The following is a 16,799-nucleotide window of genomic DNA, read 5'->3' as shown; positions in this document are numbered from 1 at the left end:
GAGCCAATGTCGGCTCGCAAGAGGTCATTCGGGCGCGCGAGCGTCGGCGTTACAGGCCGTCGCATTTCTTTTTCGTGCAAAGCGCCTGTAATGTTCGAGCCCTTCCACACGAACACGTGAAGAGTGAGTTCTGTTGTCCGATCCGGAAGATCTCGCCGTGCTCATGCGGGCAGCCCGGAAGGGGGATGACGAGGCGTATCGGCGCCTGCTGCTCCACGTCGCTTCGTGGTTGCGTGCGGTGGCGGCGCGCGGCCTCGCGGCGGCGGGCCGTCCGAATGCGGATTGCGAGGACATCGTCCAGGAGACTTTGCTGGCCATGCATCTTAGGCGCGACACATGGGACGAGACGCAGCCCTTGCAGCCCTGGCTTAGGGCAATCGCGCGCCACAAGCTGGTCGACCATCTGCGCCGCCGCGGCTTCACCGATCACGTCGATATCGACGACCATTCCGAAACACTCGCCGCGCCCGCAACCTCGGAGGAGGGGAGCGCCCTGGATGCGAGGCAGATGCTGGCCAGCCTTCCCGAGCGTCAGCGCCGGATCGTGGAAGGAATATCCATCGAGGGGCAGAGCGCGCGAGACGTCGGGTCGAGGATGGGCATGAGCGAGGGCGCCGTCCGGGTGACTCTTCATCGTGCCCTTCGCGCTCTGGCCGCTGCCTATCGCAAGGACAGGACATGAAGACCGAGCAACTCGTGGCGTCCCTGGTCGCCGACCGCGCCGGTTCGGCGAGACCCCTCGGACGCTCCATGGGGCGGGCCGTCCTGGCGGGCGCGCTGGTATCGCTCGTGATCTTCGCGGTCGAGTTCGGACCGCGCGTCGATCTATCGGCGGCTTTTGCCACCTGGCGCTTCGACCTCAAGCTCGTGCTGGTGCTGGCCGCCCTGGTGGCGGCCTCCGGCGCCTGTATTGCGATGGCCCGGCCGGTGGCCACCGCGCGATGGCAGTGGGCCGTGCTGCCGGTTCTCCTCATTGCGGCGGCCGCGCTGGGGACCGAACTCGCCGTGCTCCCAGCCGAGACCTGGGAGGCGCGGCTGGTCGGCAGCAATGCGCTCGTGTGCCTGACGGCCATTCCGGTCTTTGCTCTCGCACCCCTTGCGATGCTGCTGCTGGCGCTGCGTCGGAGTGCACCAGCCAGTCCGGCGCTTGCCGGCGCTGCTGCCGGCGCGCTGGCCGCTGCGGCCGCAGCTGCGATCTATGCCTTCCACTGCTTCGACGACTCGCCGCTCTTCGTTCTCACCTGGTATCCGCTGGCGGCGATCCCGGTCATTCTCGTGGGGGCTGCCGTCGGGCACCGCCTGTTGCGCTGGTAACGGGCCGCTCGCCCGCTCCGCGTAGGGCTTCGAAGAGCCGACGCGCCGGCTTCGGAAGACGCCGTGCGTCGCGCACATAGAGGGCGAGCTCGCGCATCGACCAGGCCTCCGTGAGGCGCAACATGGCGAGCGGCAGGGCGCGGCGGTGGCGCAGGGCGGTGGCTTCCGGAACGATTCCGACGCCGACGCCCGCCGCAACCATGGCGCAGACGGTGTCGAGGCTGTTGACCCGCACGCGCAGCCGCAGCGCGCGGCCGAGGCGGGCGGCCTGCATGGCCACGTGCTCGTCGAGGGCGGTGCCGCGCGGCAGGCCCACGAAGTCGAGATCGAGCAGCTCGGCGAAGCCGGTCTGGCGCTTGCCGGTGAGGGGATGCCCCGCCGGCACGGCCAGCACCAGCCGATCGGTGCGGAAGGGATGGCTTTCCAGTCCCGGGACCAGCGCGGCTTGCGACCCGATGCCGATATCGGCGTCGCCCGCGGCGATGGCGGCGCCGATCGCCGGGCTCTCGCGATCCTCGAGATCGAGGTCGATCGTCGGATTGGCGGCGAGGAAGGTCGCCAGCAGCGCCGGCAGATGTTCCGAGAGCGCCGAGGTGTTGGCGAGGATCCGGATGCTGCCCTTCAGGCCGCGCGAATAGGCGCCGAGATCGCCGCGCATCGTCTCGATCTGCTGCAGCACGATGCGGGCATGGTCGAGCAGGCTGCGACCCGCATCGGTCGGCTCGACGCCCCGCCGGCCGCGCTTCAGCAAGGGAACGCCGAGCAGTTCCTCCATGCCGCGGATGCGCGCGCTGGCCGAGGCAAGGGCCAGGTGCGCCCGTTCGGCGCCGCGCGTGATGCTGCCGGTTTGCGTTACATGCAGGAAAAGCCGCAGGTCGGTGAGGTCGAAGCGCAAGGGGACGCCTCCATAAGCCTTCGCTTGGGCCGAAGGCATACTCCGTATTCTGCGCATTGCGAAGCATCCGGCGTGCCGCCAAGGGTAAGCCATGGCGCTTTCGACCCTGGCCTTCGTCCTCGCGGTCTTCGCCCTGGCCGGCTTCGCCAAGGGTGTCATCGGACTGGGGCTTCCCACGATCTCGATGGGCCTGCTGGCCGTGATCCTGTCGCCCGTCGAGTCGGCGGCGTTGCTGATCCTGCCGTCGCTGATCACCAATGTCTGGCAGATGCTGGACGGGCCGCATCTCAGGCCTCTCCTGCGACGGCTCTGGCCCCTGAACGTCGGGGTCTGCCTCGGCACCTGGGCCGGCGCCGCCTTCATCTCGGGGCTGGGCGGGCCTTATGGCGCGCTGGCCCTCGGCATGGCGCTGATCGCCTATGCCGTCTCGGGGCTCGCGGCGCTGAAGCTCACCGTTCCGGCTGCTATTGAAGGATGGCTGGGCCCGGTCGCGGGGGCCACGACCGGCGCCATCACCGCCGCCACGGGAGTCTTCGTCATCCCGGCCGTGCCCTATCTCCAGGCGATCGGTCTCACGAAGGATGAGCTGGTGCAGGCGCTGGGCCTGTCCTTCACCGTCTCGACGCTGGCCCTGGCCGTCGCCCTGGCCGGAAGCGCCGGCCTCGACCTGAGCCTGGCCTGGCCGTCGTTGGCAGGCGTCGCGGTGGCGTTGGCGGGGATGCGACTGGGCCAGGCGGTACGTGCGCGCCTGTCGCCAGGGGCATTCCGGTTGTGCTTCTTCACGGGTCTTCTGGTTCTCGGCGCCTATCTCGCAGCGCGCGGGCTGGTCTGAGCCGTCGATGGACGGAAGCGGAGGCCGGGTCTAGCTTCAGGAACCGTTTTATTCCTGGAGCGTTTCCATGGCCGTGCACGCCCTCAAGACTTCAAAGGTTGCCAATCTCCGGTCGAACGTCTCGCCCGAAGAGTGGCAGGCTCGTGTCGATCTCGCCGCCTGCTACAGGTTGATCGACCTGTACGGCATGTCGGACCTGATCGCGAACCACATCTCGGTGCGCGTGCCCGGTGAGCCCGACGCCTTCCTGATCAATGCCTACGGTCTGCTCTACGAAGAGATCACCGCGTCGAGCCTGTTGAAGATCGACCACGAGGGCAACATCCTCGCCAAGCCGGAGTTCAACGGCGGCCTCGAATACGGCGTCAACCGCGCCGGTTTCGTGATCCACAGCGCCATTCACATGGCCAAGCCCGACGTCGCCTGCGTGATCCACACCCACACCTGGCCGGGCATGGCGGTCTCGACGATGGAATGCGGCCTGCTGCCCAACACGCAGACCTCGATGCGCTTCGCCAGGATCAGCTACCACGACTTCGACGGCGTCGTGCTCGACCTCGCGGCGCGCGAGGCACTGGTGAAGAGTCTGGGCGACAACAATGCCATGATCCTGCGCAATCACGGCCTGCTGACGACCGGCGCGACCATTCCCGAGGCGTTCAACGCGATGCACCGGCTGGAGCTCAGCTGCAAGACTCAGATCGCGGCCATGTCGTGCAACACCAAGCTGATCGAGGTCCCGGCCGAGGTGGTCGATGCGACCTACATGAATTACCAGCCGAAGACCCGGCGGCCGTTCGGCCTGCTGGACTGGCCGGCGCTCCTGCGGAAGCTCGACCGGATCGATCCGGGTTTCCGCGACTGATTGGATACACCGCACAGCTCGATACGCGCCTTCGCCGCCGTCGCCAGTGGTTACTGGACGGCGCCGGGCTATCGTGCCGTCGCCTGGTCGCTCACCGGCGGCCTGGTGCTGCTGGGTGTCGCCAATGTCGGCATCGCGCTGTGGCTGAACATCTGGAACAGGGACTTCTTCAACGCGCTCGACAAGCGTGACTTCGTCGAGCTGATGCGGCTGCTTTGGATACTGGCGGCCATCGTCGCCTCCGCCGGTGTCGCGGTGGCGATCCAGCTGCACGTCAAGCGCCGGCTGCAGATCAACTGGCGCTCCTGGCTGTCGCACGTCACGGTGCTGCGCTGGCTGAACGGCGGCCGCCAGTACCAGCTCGGTATGCTGGCGGACGAGGTCGACAATCCCGACGGCCGCATCGCCGAGGACATCCGCATCTCGACCGAACTCGCCGTCGAGTTCGCGCAGAGCATCCTGCAGTGCGTGCTGCAGCTCTTCACCTTCCTCAGCGTCCTTTGGATCCTGTCGGGCACCCTGCCGATCAGGCTGTTCGGCCTGGAGTTCGACCTGCCCGGCTACATGGTGTGGGCTGCGGTGGCCTATGCCCTGATCGGCTCGACGCTCACCTACTTCCTGGGCCGCGGCCTGATCCACGCCGGCAACGTTCGGCAGAGCCGCGAGGCCGATTTTCGCTCCGGGCTGACGCGGGCGCGCGAGCATGCCGAGGGCATCGCCCTGATGCGCGGCGAGGATGACGAGCGCGAACGCCTGCGCGGCTCGCTGTTCGACCTGCGCTCGGCCTGGAATGTCCAGACCCTCGGCCAGGGCAATCTCTCGCTGCTCACCAGCTCGCTGGCCTATCTCGCGCCGATCGTGCCGCTGATCGTCGCCCTGCCGCGCTATCTCGGCGGGGATATCGCGCTCGGCGGCCTGATGCAGACCGCACAGGCCTTTTCCAGCGTGCAGTGGGCGCTGTCCTGGCTGATCGACAATTTCCCGAAGTTCGCCGAATGGCGCGCCTCGACCGACAGGGTCGTGCACCTGCACATGGCGCTGACCGATCTCGAGGAAAGCAGCGAGGCGCCCGACGAGGCGCGCATCGTGGTGCATCCGGCGGGAGAGTCCGACAAGCTGGTGATGCGTGATCTTGGCGTGGCCCGCCCCAGCGGCGAAATGTTGGTGGCGGAGGCCGAGGTCGAGATCGTGCGCCCCGAGCGCGTGCTGATCCGCGGCAAGTCCGGCAGCGGCAAGAGCACGATCATGCGCGCCGTAGCGGGTGTGTGGCCATGGGGCCGCGGCGCCATCCACCTGCCGACCGGCAGCATCACCTTCATGCCGCAGAAGCCCTATTTCCCGCTGGGCACTTTGCGCGACGCGATGCTCTACCCGGCCGAGCCGGAAGAGGGGATCAGCGACGAGACGCTGAAGGACATGCTGCACAAGGTCGGCCTCGACCATCTGCGCGACCGGCTCGACGAGACCGAGCGCTGGGACCACATCCTCTCCGGCGGCGAGCAGCAGCGCGTGGCCTTCGCCCGCGTGCTGGTCCACAAGCCCGACTGGATCTTCATGGACGAGGCCACGTCGGCGCTCGACGAGGCCGGCCAGGAGAACGTCATGAAGCTCCTGATCGAGGAGCTGCCGAAGACCTCGGTCATCAGCATCGGCCATCGGCCGGGACTCGAACTCTTCCATACGCGCGAGCTGACGCTGGAGCCTGGTGCCGGCGGTACGAGGCTCCGGGCCGACGCGAGCCAGCGGCCGCTGGGCGACCTCTACCGCAAGATGGCGGCGGCCAGCCGCTCGGCGCCGCGCGACCCCGGCTTCTGGGCAAAGGTCCGGGCCAACCTGCTGGGCCGCTGAACCTCGGTTTTTTGTGAGGCCCGCGGCGGCGTGATATTGCCCGCAGGCAGATGTTCCTTTGGGTTTCACATCACATCGGGCTGGCGAAGCCCCATCGCTTCGAGCGGACGATCGCGATCCTGGTGTCGCTGGCGCTGGCGACGGTGGCTTTAGCTGTCGTGTGGCGTTACCGGCTGGCACTGGAACTGGCGCCGGGCTCGCCGCGCGTCTGGTACTTCGCCTATGTCGCGATCCTGCTCGGGCTCGGCATCGTCTGCGCGCCCTGGCCGCGCATCACGATGGTGGTCCTGTCGCTCGCGGCGGTCGAGCTCGGCCTCGGCCTCGGCTCCGTCGCCCTGACGCGTCACGACCTGGCGAAGAGCGACCTGCTGCCGTCCGACAGGCCGCGCGAAGTGATCAGGACCTGGCATCCCCTCCTGCAGGCGGCCAACGTGCCGACATCGGCGAATGCTTCCGGAAAGTACCACGTCGATTCGCAGGGATTGCGCGGCCGCGAGCGGTCGCCCGGGGAACTGCGCGACAAGACGGTCGTCGCCGTCTTCGGGGGCTCGACGACCGAGGATCTGGCCGTTCGCGACGGCGAGACCTGGCCCGAGCGGCTCGAAGCCCTGCTGGGCGGCGAGAGGTTCGCCGTGCTGAACCACGGGGTCACTTCCAACAGCACGGTCCAGATCGCGATCCGGACGGCGTTCTATCAACCGGCCTACGGCACGCAGCCCGATTGTGCTGTTTATCTCGTCGGCGGAGGCGATGTCGCCAGCGCCCACTTCCGCAACCTCGATCCCGGTTACGCCGACTATCAGACGCCGTTCTTGATCGACGCTCTGGAAGTGCGCCGCGTCGAACGTCTGCTTCCCGCGGTGTCGCCGCTGCTGCGTCTTCTCGGCCGCCTGGCCGCCTTCGCCTTCGATACCGCCCGGGCGCCGAAGCCGGACGGGCAGGTGAGTGCCGATCCCGATCCGGCGCTCGAGGCAATCTTCACGCGCAACGTCCGGACGATCTCGGCGATCAACCGTCAGCGCGGTATTGCCACCGTCTGGGTGGGCGAGGTCTTCGATCACGCCTCGCTCGAAGCGGCGAACTGGCGTGGCAGCCTGTGGGCGCCCTTCGTCAGTCTTGGAGACCTGCGGGCGCTGCTCTCGCGGCTGACGGGCATCCTCCAGCGCGAAGCGGCAGCGTTGGGCGACACCTACATCGCCATCGACGAAAAGCAGTTCGTGCCCGCCGATTTCTGGGACGGCGAGCACTTCTCGCCGACGGGTTCCTCAAAGTTCGCCGCGATGATCGCTCCGCGGGTTGCGGAGGTTTGCCGTAGGGCGAAGCGTCAGTAGAGCTTTGCTCAATCTCTTCCCCTTTGCGGGTTCCGCAAAGGGGAAGTGCCCTCGTCTCACGAGGGCGATGGGGTCATGACCCCTCCGCCCCTTCGGGGCACCTCCCCATCTGAATGGGGAGGCAGGCCGTTCTCTCAGGCCTTCAGCTTGCCGAGCAGGTGGTCGGAGATGATGCGCTGCTGGATCTCGGAGGTGCCCTCGAAGATTTTGGTGAGGCGCGCGTCGCGCCAGTAGCGCTCGACGGCATGGAGCGTGGTGTAGCCGGCGCCGCCGAACACCTGCAGCGCCTCGGAGGTCACCTTCTCGGCCATCTCGGAAGCGTGGAACTTCACCATCGCCGCTTCCTTGTCGCAGCGCCGTTTCTGGTCGATCTCGTCGCAGACGAAATACATGAGCTGGCGCGACGCCTCGATCTCGGTGGCCATGCGGGCGAGGCGGAAGCGGGTGTTCTGGAAATCGCCGATCGCCTGGCCGAACTGGCGGCGCTCCTGCGCGTAGGCGGTGGCGTCCTCCAGCGCGCCGCGGGCGAGGCCGATGGCGCGGGCCGCCGTATGGGCACGGGCGCGCTCGAGCCCGGCCGAGATGTAATAGAAGGCGCGGCCTTCCTCGCCGATCAGCGCCGAGCCGGGCAGGCGGCATTCGTCGAAGGCCAGTTCCCACGTCTTCCAACCGAAATAGCCGATCTTGGGAATCGGCGCGCCCTTCACGCCCGGCGGCAGCGTGCCGCGCGGCTTCTCGATCAGGAAGGAGGAGAGGCCGACATGCTTGCGCTTGGGATCGGGCGCGTCGGAGGTGCGGGCCACAAGCATGATGTAGTCGGCGCCGTCGGCGAAGGTGCACCAGTACTTGTTGCCGGTGACCACCCAGTCGTCGCCGTCCCGGCGGGCGCGGCAGGCGATGCTGCCGAGGTCGGACCCGACATTCGGCTCGGACATGGCCGCGGCGCCCAGGAATTCGCCACGGGCGGCGCGGGGCAGGAACACGGCGCGCTGGGCCTCGGTCATGCCGCGGCCGGCGCTGAGGCCATTGCCGCGGGCGATGATCGAGGCCACGCTCATCCAGCCGCGCGCCAGCTCCTCGGTGATCAGGCAGTATTCGAAGACGCCGAGGCCCAGGCCGCCATACTCTTCGGGGATGACGATGCCGAAATAACCCATATCGGCCAGTTTCTGGATCAGCTCCGGCGGGATGTCGCCCTTCTCCGGATCGAGCCTGTTCGCGACCGGCAGCACTTCCTTCATGACGAAGGCGCGCGCCGTCTCCTGGATCATGCGGCGCTCGTCGGTCATGTAACCCATGGTTTTTCCCCGTTTCTTGCATGAGCATTGTATCGGACTAGGAGGACATCACAGTGCGCAGATTTCTGCTCGGCACCATGGCGCTTTTTCTCTGTGCGGCATCCGTCGCTCTTCCGGCGTCGGCGCAGGATTGGCCGGCCCGCCCCATCACCATCGTCATGGGCTTCCCGCCGGGCTCCGGCACCGACGTGGTCGCGCGCGTCCTGCAGCCGCTGCTCGACAAGGCGCTCGGTCAGCGCATCGTGATCGATTACAAGGCGGGCGCCGGCGGCAACGTGGCGTCCGACTTCGTGGCGAAGGCCAAGCCCGACGGCTACACCTTCCTACTGGGCACGGCCGGCACGCACGGCATCAATGCCGCCCTCTACAGCAAGCTTCCCTTCGACGTGGAGAAGGACTTCACGCCGATCTCGACCCTGGTCGACGTGTCGAACGTGCTGGCGATCAATCCCAAGGCGATCGACGCCAAAGATGTGAAGGACTTCATCGCCAAGGTGAAGGCCGCACCCGGCAAGTATAACTATGCCTCGACCGGCAACGGCGCCGGCACGCACCTGGCCTTTGCCGAGTTCACGGCCAAGGCCGGCCTCGACATGGTGCACGTGCCGTACAAGGGCTCCCCCGACGCCATCCAGTCGGTGCTGAACGGCGACACCTGCTGCATCTTCGCCCAGGTGCAGATCGCGATGCCGCAGGCGGCGGCGGGCAAGATGAAGCTGCTGGGCGTCTCGACCAAGACGCGTGTGCCGGCGATTCCCGACGTGCCGACGATCGACGAGGCGGGCCTGCCCGGCTTCGAGAGCTACACCTGGTTCGGTCTCTTCGGGCCGAAGGGTCTTGATCCCGCGATCGCACAGAAGATGAACCTGGCGATCAAGACCGCGCTGGCGGACCCCGATGTCCAGAAGAAGCTGGTCGAACTCGGCAACACGCCGCGCTATGAAACGATCGATCAGTTCCAGGCCACGGTGAAGCGTGATCGCGCCAAGTGGGCCGAAGTCGTGAAGACGGTGGGCGCCAAGGTCGAGTGACCGGCCTGAGGAGGAGACGTTCGATGAAGAAGATGTTTGCGGCGATGGCGCTCGGTGCGGCCATGATCCTCCCGTCGGGCCATGCCATGGCCGGCAAGGACCTCGATGCCGTGAAGGCGCGTGGCCAGCTTATCTGCGGCGTGGCCGTGGGTGGCATCGCCGGCTTCATGGTGGTCGACAACCAAGGCAAGTGGACGGGCATGAACGTCGACATCTGCCGGGGTGTCTCCGCCGCCCTCTTTGGTGATTCCGAGAAGGTGAAGTACGTGCCGCTCTCGGGCCAGCAGCGCTTCACGGCGCTGCAGGCGGGCGAGGTCGACCTGCTGTCGAACAACTCGACCTGGACCCTGACGCGCGACACCGCGCTCGGCCTCGATTTCGTGGGCGTCACCTACTATGACGGCCAGGGCTTCATGGTACCGAAGAAGCTCGGCGTGAAGAGCGCCAAGGAACTGAACGGCGCCTCGATTTGCGTGCTGACCGGCAGCACGTCCGAGCTCAACATCGCGGACTATTTCCGCACCAACAAGATGAGCTTCAAGCCGGTGCTGTTCGAGGATCCCGACCAGAGCCGCAGCGCCTTCTTCAGCGGCCGCTGCGACGCCTATTCCGGCGACCAGGCGAGGCTCTATGCGACGCGCATCGCCAATGCGCCCAACCCCGACGACTATATCGTCCTGCCCGAGGTCATCTCGAAGGAGCCGCTGGGACCGGTCGTGCGCCACGGCGACAACCAGTTCGAGGACATCGTGCGCTGGACGCAGTATGCGATGATCGAGGCCGAGGAATACGGCATCACCTCGAAGAACGTCGACGAGATGCTGAAGAGCGACAACCCCACGATCAAGCGCATCCTGGGCGTCACGCCGGGCATGGGCAAGGCGCTCGGGGTCGACGAAAAGTGGGTCTACAACATCATCAAGCAGGTCGGTAACTACGGCGAGGTCTTCGAGCGCAACGTCGGTTCGGGCTCGCTTCTCAAGATCCCGCGCGGCCAGAACGCGCTGTGGACCCAGGGTGGCCTGCAATACGCCCCGCCGATCCGCTAGTCTCATCGGAGCGCGCAACTCCAGTTGCGCTCATGTCTTGCTGATCGACGAAGCTTGAGCGCAACTGGAGTTGCGCGCTCCATTGATAGCCTCAGCGCGCATCCTCGCGGATCATCGCCGCGCCTTTTTCGCCGATCATGATGGTGGGCGCGTTGGTGTTGCCGGTCGTCAGGGTCGGCATCACCGAGGCGTCGATCACCCGCAGCCCGTGGATGCCGTGCACGCGCAGGCGTGAATCGACGACGGCGCGCGGGTCCTCACCCATCCGGCAGGTGCCGACCGGGTGGTAGAGCGTGTTGCCGGCGCGGCGGGCATAGGCCAGCAGGTCGGCATCGGTCTTCACATCGGGGCCGGGCTGGATCTCGCCTTCGCTGTGCTGGGTGAGGGCCGGGGCGGCAAAGATGCGGCGCGTGTGCCGAAGACCGCCCAGCAGCGCCAGCTCGTCGGTATGCGTGGTGAGATAGTTGGGCTTGATCTGCGGCCGGGCGAAGGGGTCGGACGAGGCCGCCATGATGGTGCCGCGGCTGTCGGGCTTCACGACGCAGACGACGCAGCTCATGCCCGGCTGCTCGTCGAGCTGCCCGAACTTGAGCGGATGCGAGCTGCCGGGCGTGAAGAGCAATTGCAGGTCGGGCGAGGCGAGGCCCTCGCGGCTGTCGCAGAAGACCTGCGCCGTGGTCACGCCAAAGGTGAGGGCGCCGCGGCCGGTAAAGGCGAAGCGCAGCACCTCCGGCAGCACGCGCGGGAAGCGCGAGACCTCGTTGACCGTCTCGGCGCCCTTCACGCGATGCACGACACGCACGACATAGTGGTCGATCAGGTTCGATCCGACGCCCGCGAGGTCGTGCACGACCGGAATGCCGAGCGACTGGAGGTGCGCGGCGGGGCCGATACCCGAGATCTGCAGGATGTGCGGCGAGTTGACGGCGCCGCCGGAGACGATGACCTCGCGGTTGGCCCGGACCTCGGTGAGGTTCCCGCCGCGCTGGAAGGCGACGCCCACGCAGCGCTTGCCCTCGAACAACAGCCGGCCGCCCTGGGCGTTCGTCTCGACCCGCAGGTTGGGGCGGCCGCGCGCCTCGCGGAGATAGGTCTGGGCCGTCGAGCCGCGCCAGCGGCCGCGACGGGTCATCTGCGAGTAGCCGACCCCGTCGCGTGTCTTGCCGTTGAGGTCGGGATTGAACGGGAAGCCCGCCTGCTGCGCACCTTCGACGAAGCGATGGGTGAGGGGCAGGATGGTGCGATAGTCCTCGACCTTGAGCGGGCCGTCCTGGCCGCGCACCTCCTTGTCGCCGCCCTGCACGTACTGCTCGGACTTCATGAAGAAGGGCAGCACGTCGTCGTAGCTCCAGCCGCGGCAGCCCATCTGCGCCCAGTTGTCGAAGTCGGCTGGCGCGCCGCGGACATAGAGCATGCCGTTGATCGAGCTCGAGCCGCCCAGGGTGCGGCCGCGCGGCCATTCGATGCGGCGGTCGCCCGAGCCCTTCTCCGGCTCGGTCGTGTAATTCCAGTTCACCAGCGGATTGCGGATCAGCGAGCGGATGCCGGCCGGGATGTGGATCATGGGATGCCAGTCGCTGGGCCCGGCCTCCAGCAGGATCACCGTCGCGCCGGTTTCGCTGAGGCGCGCCGCAACCGTGCAGCCGGCCGATCCCGCGCCGACGACGACATAATCCGCCTGCATGTTTCTTCCCCCCCCCCTCAGAGCGTGCCGGATCGCCTTTCGCGCGGCACGAAATAGTCGGTCGGCGCGAGCTCCGGATCTTCCTGAGCGTACATGTTCTCTACGTGCGTCTCGACGTCTTCGCGGAACAGCGCATGCGAGATCGACTGCACGAGGCGCGTCGAACCCACGAACAGGCCGGGAATGTCGCCGGCGAGCGCGCCATGGCTCAGGATGCTGCCCCAGTTGAAGAGGTGGATGTCGCCCATATGGGGTGTGCGGCCCGGCACTTTCTCGATCAGCTCGAAGGCCGGACCGAGATAGGGATAGCGGGCTGCCTCGGCGTTGGCAGTGGCTTCCGCCGGCGTGCGACGGTCGCCCCAAAGGGTCGCGTTGGCGGCGAACGATCCCAGTTCCAGGCGCCGCGCGAGATCGATGTCGAAGCCGGTGCCGAGCAGGACCGCATCGAAACGCTCCGTCCCCTTGGTCGTCTTCACGGTGACGCCGTTCTTCTCGACGATCATGTCGAGCCATGGCTCGGCGAAGCGAAAGGCGAAGCCCGGCAGTCTTTGCGCGCGCAACACGGATTCGTGCGGCGGCGGCGAGCCGGCGGCCAGCATGTAGGTGTAGATTTTCCAGCGCCAATCGTCGTCCAGCATGCCCTGGCCTCGCTGGAAGCCGGGGAAGGACACGCCCTTCGACTTGTTGACCTGGGGCAGGTGCGGTCGTCGCGCATAGCAGATCGCCTCTGCCGCGCCGGCTTCCAGCGCCGTGCAGGCATTGTCGATCGCCGTCGCGAGCACACCCAGGATGCCGAGGCGCTTGCCCTTCAGCTTTGCAAAATCGATCTCTTCCAGCGTGTGAAAGACGCGGCCTTCGCGAGAAGGATCTTCCGGATCGAACGACGGGAAAGACGGCCAGCGGAATCCGCCCGATCCGTCGCGGCCGTTGGCCAGGATGAGCTTGCGCACGAGAAGCGTTTCGCCGGTCGACAGGCTCGCCTGCAGGAAGTTGCCGGCCGCCTCGACCTTGAGCAGCGACACGCCGTTCTCGACCTTCAGGTCGACGACCTTGCGCACCCACAGGAGATAGGAGAGCCAGTCGAGGCGTGCGATCTTGTAGAGCTTCTCCCAACCGTCGGCGCCGTGCTGGGCCTCGTACCAGGCGCGGAAGGTGAGGGACGGCACGCCGAGGTCGGGGCCGGTGAGGTGCTTGGGCGAACGCAGGGTCGGCATACGCGCCGTGGTGTTCCACGGACCTTCATGGCCGTGGCTGTTGCGCTCGATCACGCGGATGTTGCGGATGCCCTCGCGCAGCAGGCCCCAGCCCGCGGTCTGGCCGCACATGCCGGCGCCGACGATCAGGACATCGAGCACGGGCTTGCCGTCCGCGCCGGTCTTCTCCGGCACCCAGTTGGCCGGCGGATAGTTCAACCGCGCCAGGTCGTGGCGCGCGACCTTCTCGAGTTCGTCCAGGCCCGCCGAATGCCGCTCGACAATTCCATCCATGCCGTGCTTCCGACCCTCCATGCATTTCCTTAGCAGGGCCTCCCCGACGATTGAACTGCGAGCCTCTGCGGCCTGTCGTATCACGGGGAGGAACTGGAGGGCCGGCGGCGATCATCTCCGGATGTCACGGGGCCTCCGGCGCCGGTACACTCGAAACGGGATCGCCGATCCGGAGCAAGGAAAGTCAAAGGGAGAGTATTGAATGCGCGGACGTCAGGTTCTGCTGGAGACGCTGATCAATCACGGCGTCGACCGGATCTTCGGCAATCCCGGCACGACCGAGAGCCCGCTGCTCGATTCCCTGCTCGACTATCCGCAGCTCCAGTACATCGTGCACCTGCATGAAGGCGTCGCGACCGGCGCCGCCAACTTCTATGCCCAGGCCAGCGGCAAGACGGCCTTCGTGAACCTCCATGTGGCCCCCGGCCTCGGCAACGCGATCGGCGCGATCTACAGCGCGCTGAAGAACAATTCGCCGATGGTGGTGACGGCCGGCCAGCAGGATACGCGCATGCGCCTGCGCGATCCGATCCTGGGCCACGACCTCGCCGCCATCGCCGCGCCTGTCACCAAGTGGAGCGTGCAGGTCGAGCGAGCCGACGAGCTGGGGCCGATCCTCCAGCGCGCCTTCAAGATCGCCAACGAGGCACCCGCCGGTCCGGTCTTCGTGGCGCTGCCCATCGACGTGATGGAGCAGGAGACCACCATTCCGGCCGGCAAGCCCGGCCATTCCTACACGGCGACCCGGCCTGATCCGGCAGGCATCGCCGCCATGGCGAAGCTGCTGGCCGGAGCCAAGAGCCCGGCCATCGTCGCCGGCGATGACATCGCGCGCGCCGGCGCCGACAGGACCCTGGTCAAGCTCGTCGAGAAGCTGGGAGCCTCCGTATGGTTCGAGGGGCTGCGCGGACAGAACTCGTTCCCGACCGATCATCCGGCCTATTGCGGCACGCTGGCCTTCGATGCGGCGGGTGTCGCCAAGCAGCTCGCGGGCAACGACCTCGTGCTGATGGTGGGTGGTCCCTTCTTCGAGGAAGTCTGGTACGCGGCGGGCTCGCCCTTCGCGGCCGGCACCAAGGTGCTGCAGATCGAGGCGGGCGCCTCGCGGCTTGCCTACAATTTCGCGCTCGATGCCGGCGTGGTCGCGGATGCGGGTGCGGCGCTTGAAGCGCTCGAGGCAGCGCTGACCGGTATCGATGCCGCGGCGGCCACCAAGCGCAACGAAGCGATGAAGGCCCGCAAGGCGGCTGACGATGCGGCCCAGAAAGCGCGCGTCGAGAAGGCCTGGTCGCGCACGCCGACCTCGATGGCCCGTGCCATGGCCGAGGTCCGCGCCGGCTCGCCGCAGGACGTCGTCGTGGTCGACGAGACGATCACCGCCAATCTCGACCTCTTCAAGACCTTCACCTTCAAGGGACCGGGCGACTATTACAGCGGCCGCGGCGGCGGCATCGGCCAGGGGCTCGCGGGCGCCATCGGCGTGGCGGTGGCCGAGAGGAAGCGGCCGATCCTCTGCGTGTCGGGCGACGGTTCGTCGATGTACTCGATCCAGGCACTCTGGACGGCGGCGCATCACGATCTGCCGATCGTGTTCGTCATCCTGGCGAACCGCGAGTATCGCGTGCTGAAGCACAACATCGACGCCTACCGGGCGCGCTTCGACGTGAAGTCGAACAAGCCCTACATGCACATGGACCTGACCGGCCCGACCATGGGCTTCGTCGATCTGGCCAAGGGCATGGGCGTCGCCGGCACCTATGTCTCCAAGGCCGACGACATCAAGGCGGCCGTCGAGGCCGCCTTCAAGTCGGGCAAGCCGCACCTCGTCGAGATCGAGATCGAAGGGAAGCGCTAAGAAGCTGGGGGCGCGCCACTGGAGTGGCGCGCCCCCGGCAGCTTACTTCTGAAACGCCCGCACCTTGGCCTGGTGCGCGCGGGCAGCGCCCGTCAGCATCGGCAGGTCGTTGCCCGACAGCATGAACTTCATGCCCTTGTCGATGTAGAGCTTGAGAAGCTCTTCCGTATAAGCGCCGCCCATGCCCGGCCACTTGCCGTGCGTGCGGCAGGCGGCGACGACCTTGTCGACGGCGGCCTGGACCTTCGGATTGCCGGTGTCGCCGGGGATGCCCATTTCCATCGAGAGATCGCTCGAACCGACCAGCAGGCAATCGATGCCCGGCACCGCCGCGATCGCCTCGGCATTCTCGACCGCCTTGGGCGTCTCGATCATCACCACGATCAGCGTGTTTTCGTCCGACTTGGTCGTCATCTCGCCGAGCGGCATCGGCTCGTAGTCGAACTGCGCCTGGCCGCCGCCCACCGAGCGATGGCCGCGCGGCGGATAGCGCAGCTTGTCGGCGATCTCCTTCGCCTCCTCCGGCGTATCGACATGCGGGACGACGATGCCCAGCGCGCCGCCGTCCAGCACCCTGGTCGCCATCGTCAGTTCGCCATACGGCACGCGTACGATCGGCGCGATACCCGAATCCTGTGCGGCGATCGCGATCTCGCACGCCGTCTCGATCGACATGGATCCGTGCTCGAGGTCGATGAACAGCCAGTCGAAGCCGGCGGCCTTCATGACCTTCACGATGTCGACGTTGCGGACCAGCCGGATGCCGATGCCGATCGACAGCTCGTTCTTCTTCAGGCGCGCCTTGGCGGCATTGACTGCGAACGCCATTCTCTCCTCCATTGGTTTGGAACTGCCTGGAGGAAGCTATTCGCCATGACCTTCAAAGTCGAACGGATCGATCATGTCGTGCTGCGTGTGCGCGATCTGCCGGGAATGGTGCGTTTCTACGAGCAGGCGCTGGGATTTCGCGAGGAGCGGCGCATCGACACGCTGCGTCTTGTGCAGATGCGAGCGGGCGCTTCCCTGCTCGACCTCATTGCCAATGAGGCGCACGTGACGACGCGAAACATGGATCATCTGTGCTTCCGCATCGAGCCGTTCGATCGTGACGCCATCGTCATGCGGCTTGAGCCGCTCGGCATATCGGTCGGCGAAACCGTCGAGCGCTACGGCGCCGAAGGCACCGGCCCGTCGGTCTATTTCCATGATCCGGAAGGCAACCAGATAGAACTCAAAGGTCCGACGCATTAAGGCTTGGCCATCTCACATGATGTGATAGCCTGCCGGCCAACGGGGAAGAACGAACACGC

15 protein-coding genes are annotated in these 16,799 nt (G+C 66.9%); 10 read left to right on the top strand and 5 right to left on the bottom strand.

Going from position 1 to position 16,799, the window contains the following annotated elements:
* Nucleotides 1-133 precede the first annotated feature (133 nt).
* Both EPO41_RS22270 and EPO41_RS22265 read left to right on the top strand, forming a co-directional pair.
* Nucleotides 134-682, top strand: a complete 549-nt coding sequence (locus tag EPO41_RS22270; protein WP_296329895.1) for a sigma-70 family RNA polymerase sigma factor — start codon at nucleotides 134-136, stop codon at nucleotides 680-682.
* Nucleotides 679-1,314, top strand: coding sequence for an NrsF family protein (locus tag EPO41_RS22265; protein WP_296329892.1), 636 nt, complete (start codon nucleotides 679-681; stop codon nucleotides 1,312-1,314). Before EPO41_RS22270 ends, EPO41_RS22265 begins: the two co-directional genes overlap by 4 nt.
* Here EPO41_RS22265 and EPO41_RS22260 read toward each other — a convergent pair.
* Nucleotides 1,268-2,209, bottom strand: coding sequence for a LysR substrate-binding domain-containing protein (locus tag EPO41_RS22260; RefSeq protein WP_296329889.1), 942 nt, complete (start codon nucleotides 2,207-2,209; stop codon nucleotides 1,268-1,270). The two genes, EPO41_RS22265 and EPO41_RS22260, sit on opposite strands and share 47 nt — an antisense overlap.
* A gap of 91 nt (nucleotides 2,210-2,300) precedes the next feature.
* Here EPO41_RS22260 and EPO41_RS22255 point away from each other — a divergent pair, with 91 nt between their 5' ends.
* The 4 genes from EPO41_RS22255 (at nucleotide 2,301) to EPO41_RS22240 (ending at nucleotide 7,085) form a co-directional block, all read left to right on the top strand.
* Nucleotides 2,301-3,041, top strand: a complete 741-nt coding sequence (locus EPO41_RS22255; protein WP_296329885.1) for a sulfite exporter TauE/SafE family protein — start codon at nucleotides 2,301-2,303, stop codon at nucleotides 3,039-3,041.
* A gap of 67 nt (nucleotides 3,042-3,108) precedes the next feature.
* Nucleotides 3,109-3,906: a class II aldolase/adducin family protein gene (locus EPO41_RS22250; RefSeq protein WP_296329883.1), complete on the top strand. Its 798-nt coding sequence runs from the start codon at nucleotides 3,109-3,111 to the stop codon at nucleotides 3,904-3,906.
* Nucleotides 3,907-5,754, top strand: a complete 1,848-nt coding sequence (locus EPO41_RS22245; protein ID WP_296329882.1) for an ABC transporter ATP-binding protein/permease — start codon at nucleotides 3,907-3,909, stop codon at nucleotides 5,752-5,754.
* Nucleotides 5,755-5,804: 50 nt separating this feature from the next.
* Nucleotides 5,805-7,085, top strand: coding sequence for a hypothetical protein (locus tag EPO41_RS22240; RefSeq protein WP_296329879.1), 1,281 nt, complete (start codon nucleotides 5,805-5,807; stop codon nucleotides 7,083-7,085).
* 134 nt (nucleotides 7,086-7,219) lie between these two features.
* On the opposite strand, the gene EPO41_RS22235 is transcribed toward EPO41_RS22240, so the two are convergent.
* A complete protein-coding gene (locus tag EPO41_RS22235; protein WP_296329877.1) occupies nucleotides 7,220-8,383 on the bottom strand; it encodes an acyl-CoA dehydrogenase family protein in 1,164 nt (387 codons plus the stop codon).
* Nucleotides 8,384-8,436: 53 nt separating this feature from the next.
* On the opposite strand from EPO41_RS22235, the gene EPO41_RS22230 reads away from it, so the two are divergent.
* Entirely contained in the window at nucleotides 8,437-9,414 is a 978-nt protein-coding gene (locus EPO41_RS22230) for a tripartite tricarboxylate transporter substrate binding protein (protein ID WP_296329874.1), read from the top strand.
* 23 nt (nucleotides 9,415-9,437) lie between these two features.
* The gene (locus tag EPO41_RS22225; RefSeq protein ID WP_296329869.1) at nucleotides 9,438-10,463 is read left to right on the top strand and encodes an amino acid ABC transporter substrate-binding protein; all 1,026 of its coding nucleotides are present in this window, start codon (nucleotides 9,438-9,440) and stop codon (nucleotides 10,461-10,463) included.
* Between the two features lie 91 nt (nucleotides 10,464-10,554).
* Here EPO41_RS22225 and EPO41_RS22220 read toward each other — a convergent pair whose 3' ends face one another.
* Both EPO41_RS22220 and EPO41_RS22215 read right to left on the bottom strand, forming a co-directional pair.
* Nucleotides 10,555-12,147, bottom strand: coding sequence for a GMC family oxidoreductase N-terminal domain-containing protein (locus EPO41_RS22220; protein ID WP_296329866.1), 1,593 nt, complete (start codon nucleotides 12,145-12,147; stop codon nucleotides 10,555-10,557).
* A gap of 17 nt (nucleotides 12,148-12,164) precedes the next feature.
* On the bottom strand, nucleotides 12,165-13,634 hold the full coding sequence (locus EPO41_RS22215) for an NAD(P)/FAD-dependent oxidoreductase (RefSeq protein WP_296329863.1): 1,470 nt from the start codon (nucleotides 13,632-13,634) through the stop codon (nucleotides 12,165-12,167).
* A gap of 202 nt (nucleotides 13,635-13,836) precedes the next feature.
* Between EPO41_RS22215 and EPO41_RS22210 the strand changes: the two genes are divergently transcribed.
* Entirely contained in the window at nucleotides 13,837-15,489 is a 1,653-nt protein-coding gene (locus tag EPO41_RS22210; RefSeq protein WP_296329859.1) for a thiamine pyrophosphate-binding protein, read from the top strand.
* Nucleotides 15,490-15,531: 42 nt separating this feature from the next.
* Here the strand turns inward: EPO41_RS22210 and EPO41_RS22205 are convergent, their stop codons facing one another.
* A complete protein-coding gene (locus tag EPO41_RS22205; RefSeq protein ID WP_296329855.1) occupies nucleotides 15,532-16,317 on the bottom strand; it encodes an aldolase/citrate lyase family protein in 786 nt (261 codons plus the stop codon).
* Nucleotides 16,318-16,362: 45 nt separating this feature from the next.
* On the opposite strand from EPO41_RS22205, the gene EPO41_RS22200 reads away from it, so the two are divergent.
* Complete coding sequence (locus EPO41_RS22200) at nucleotides 16,363-16,740, top strand: VOC family protein (RefSeq protein WP_296329854.1); 378 nt, start codon at nucleotides 16,363-16,365, stop codon at nucleotides 16,738-16,740.
* Nucleotides 16,741-16,799 lie beyond the last annotated feature (59 nt).

Origin of the sequence: Reyranella sp., assembly GCF_004297265.1 — a bacterium.
Taxonomy (GTDB): Bacteria; Pseudomonadota; Alphaproteobacteria; order Reyranellales; family Reyranellaceae; genus Reyranella.
Note: the sequence above shows the minus strand (reverse complement) of the source record. Positions and strands in the feature narration are given on the sequence as shown.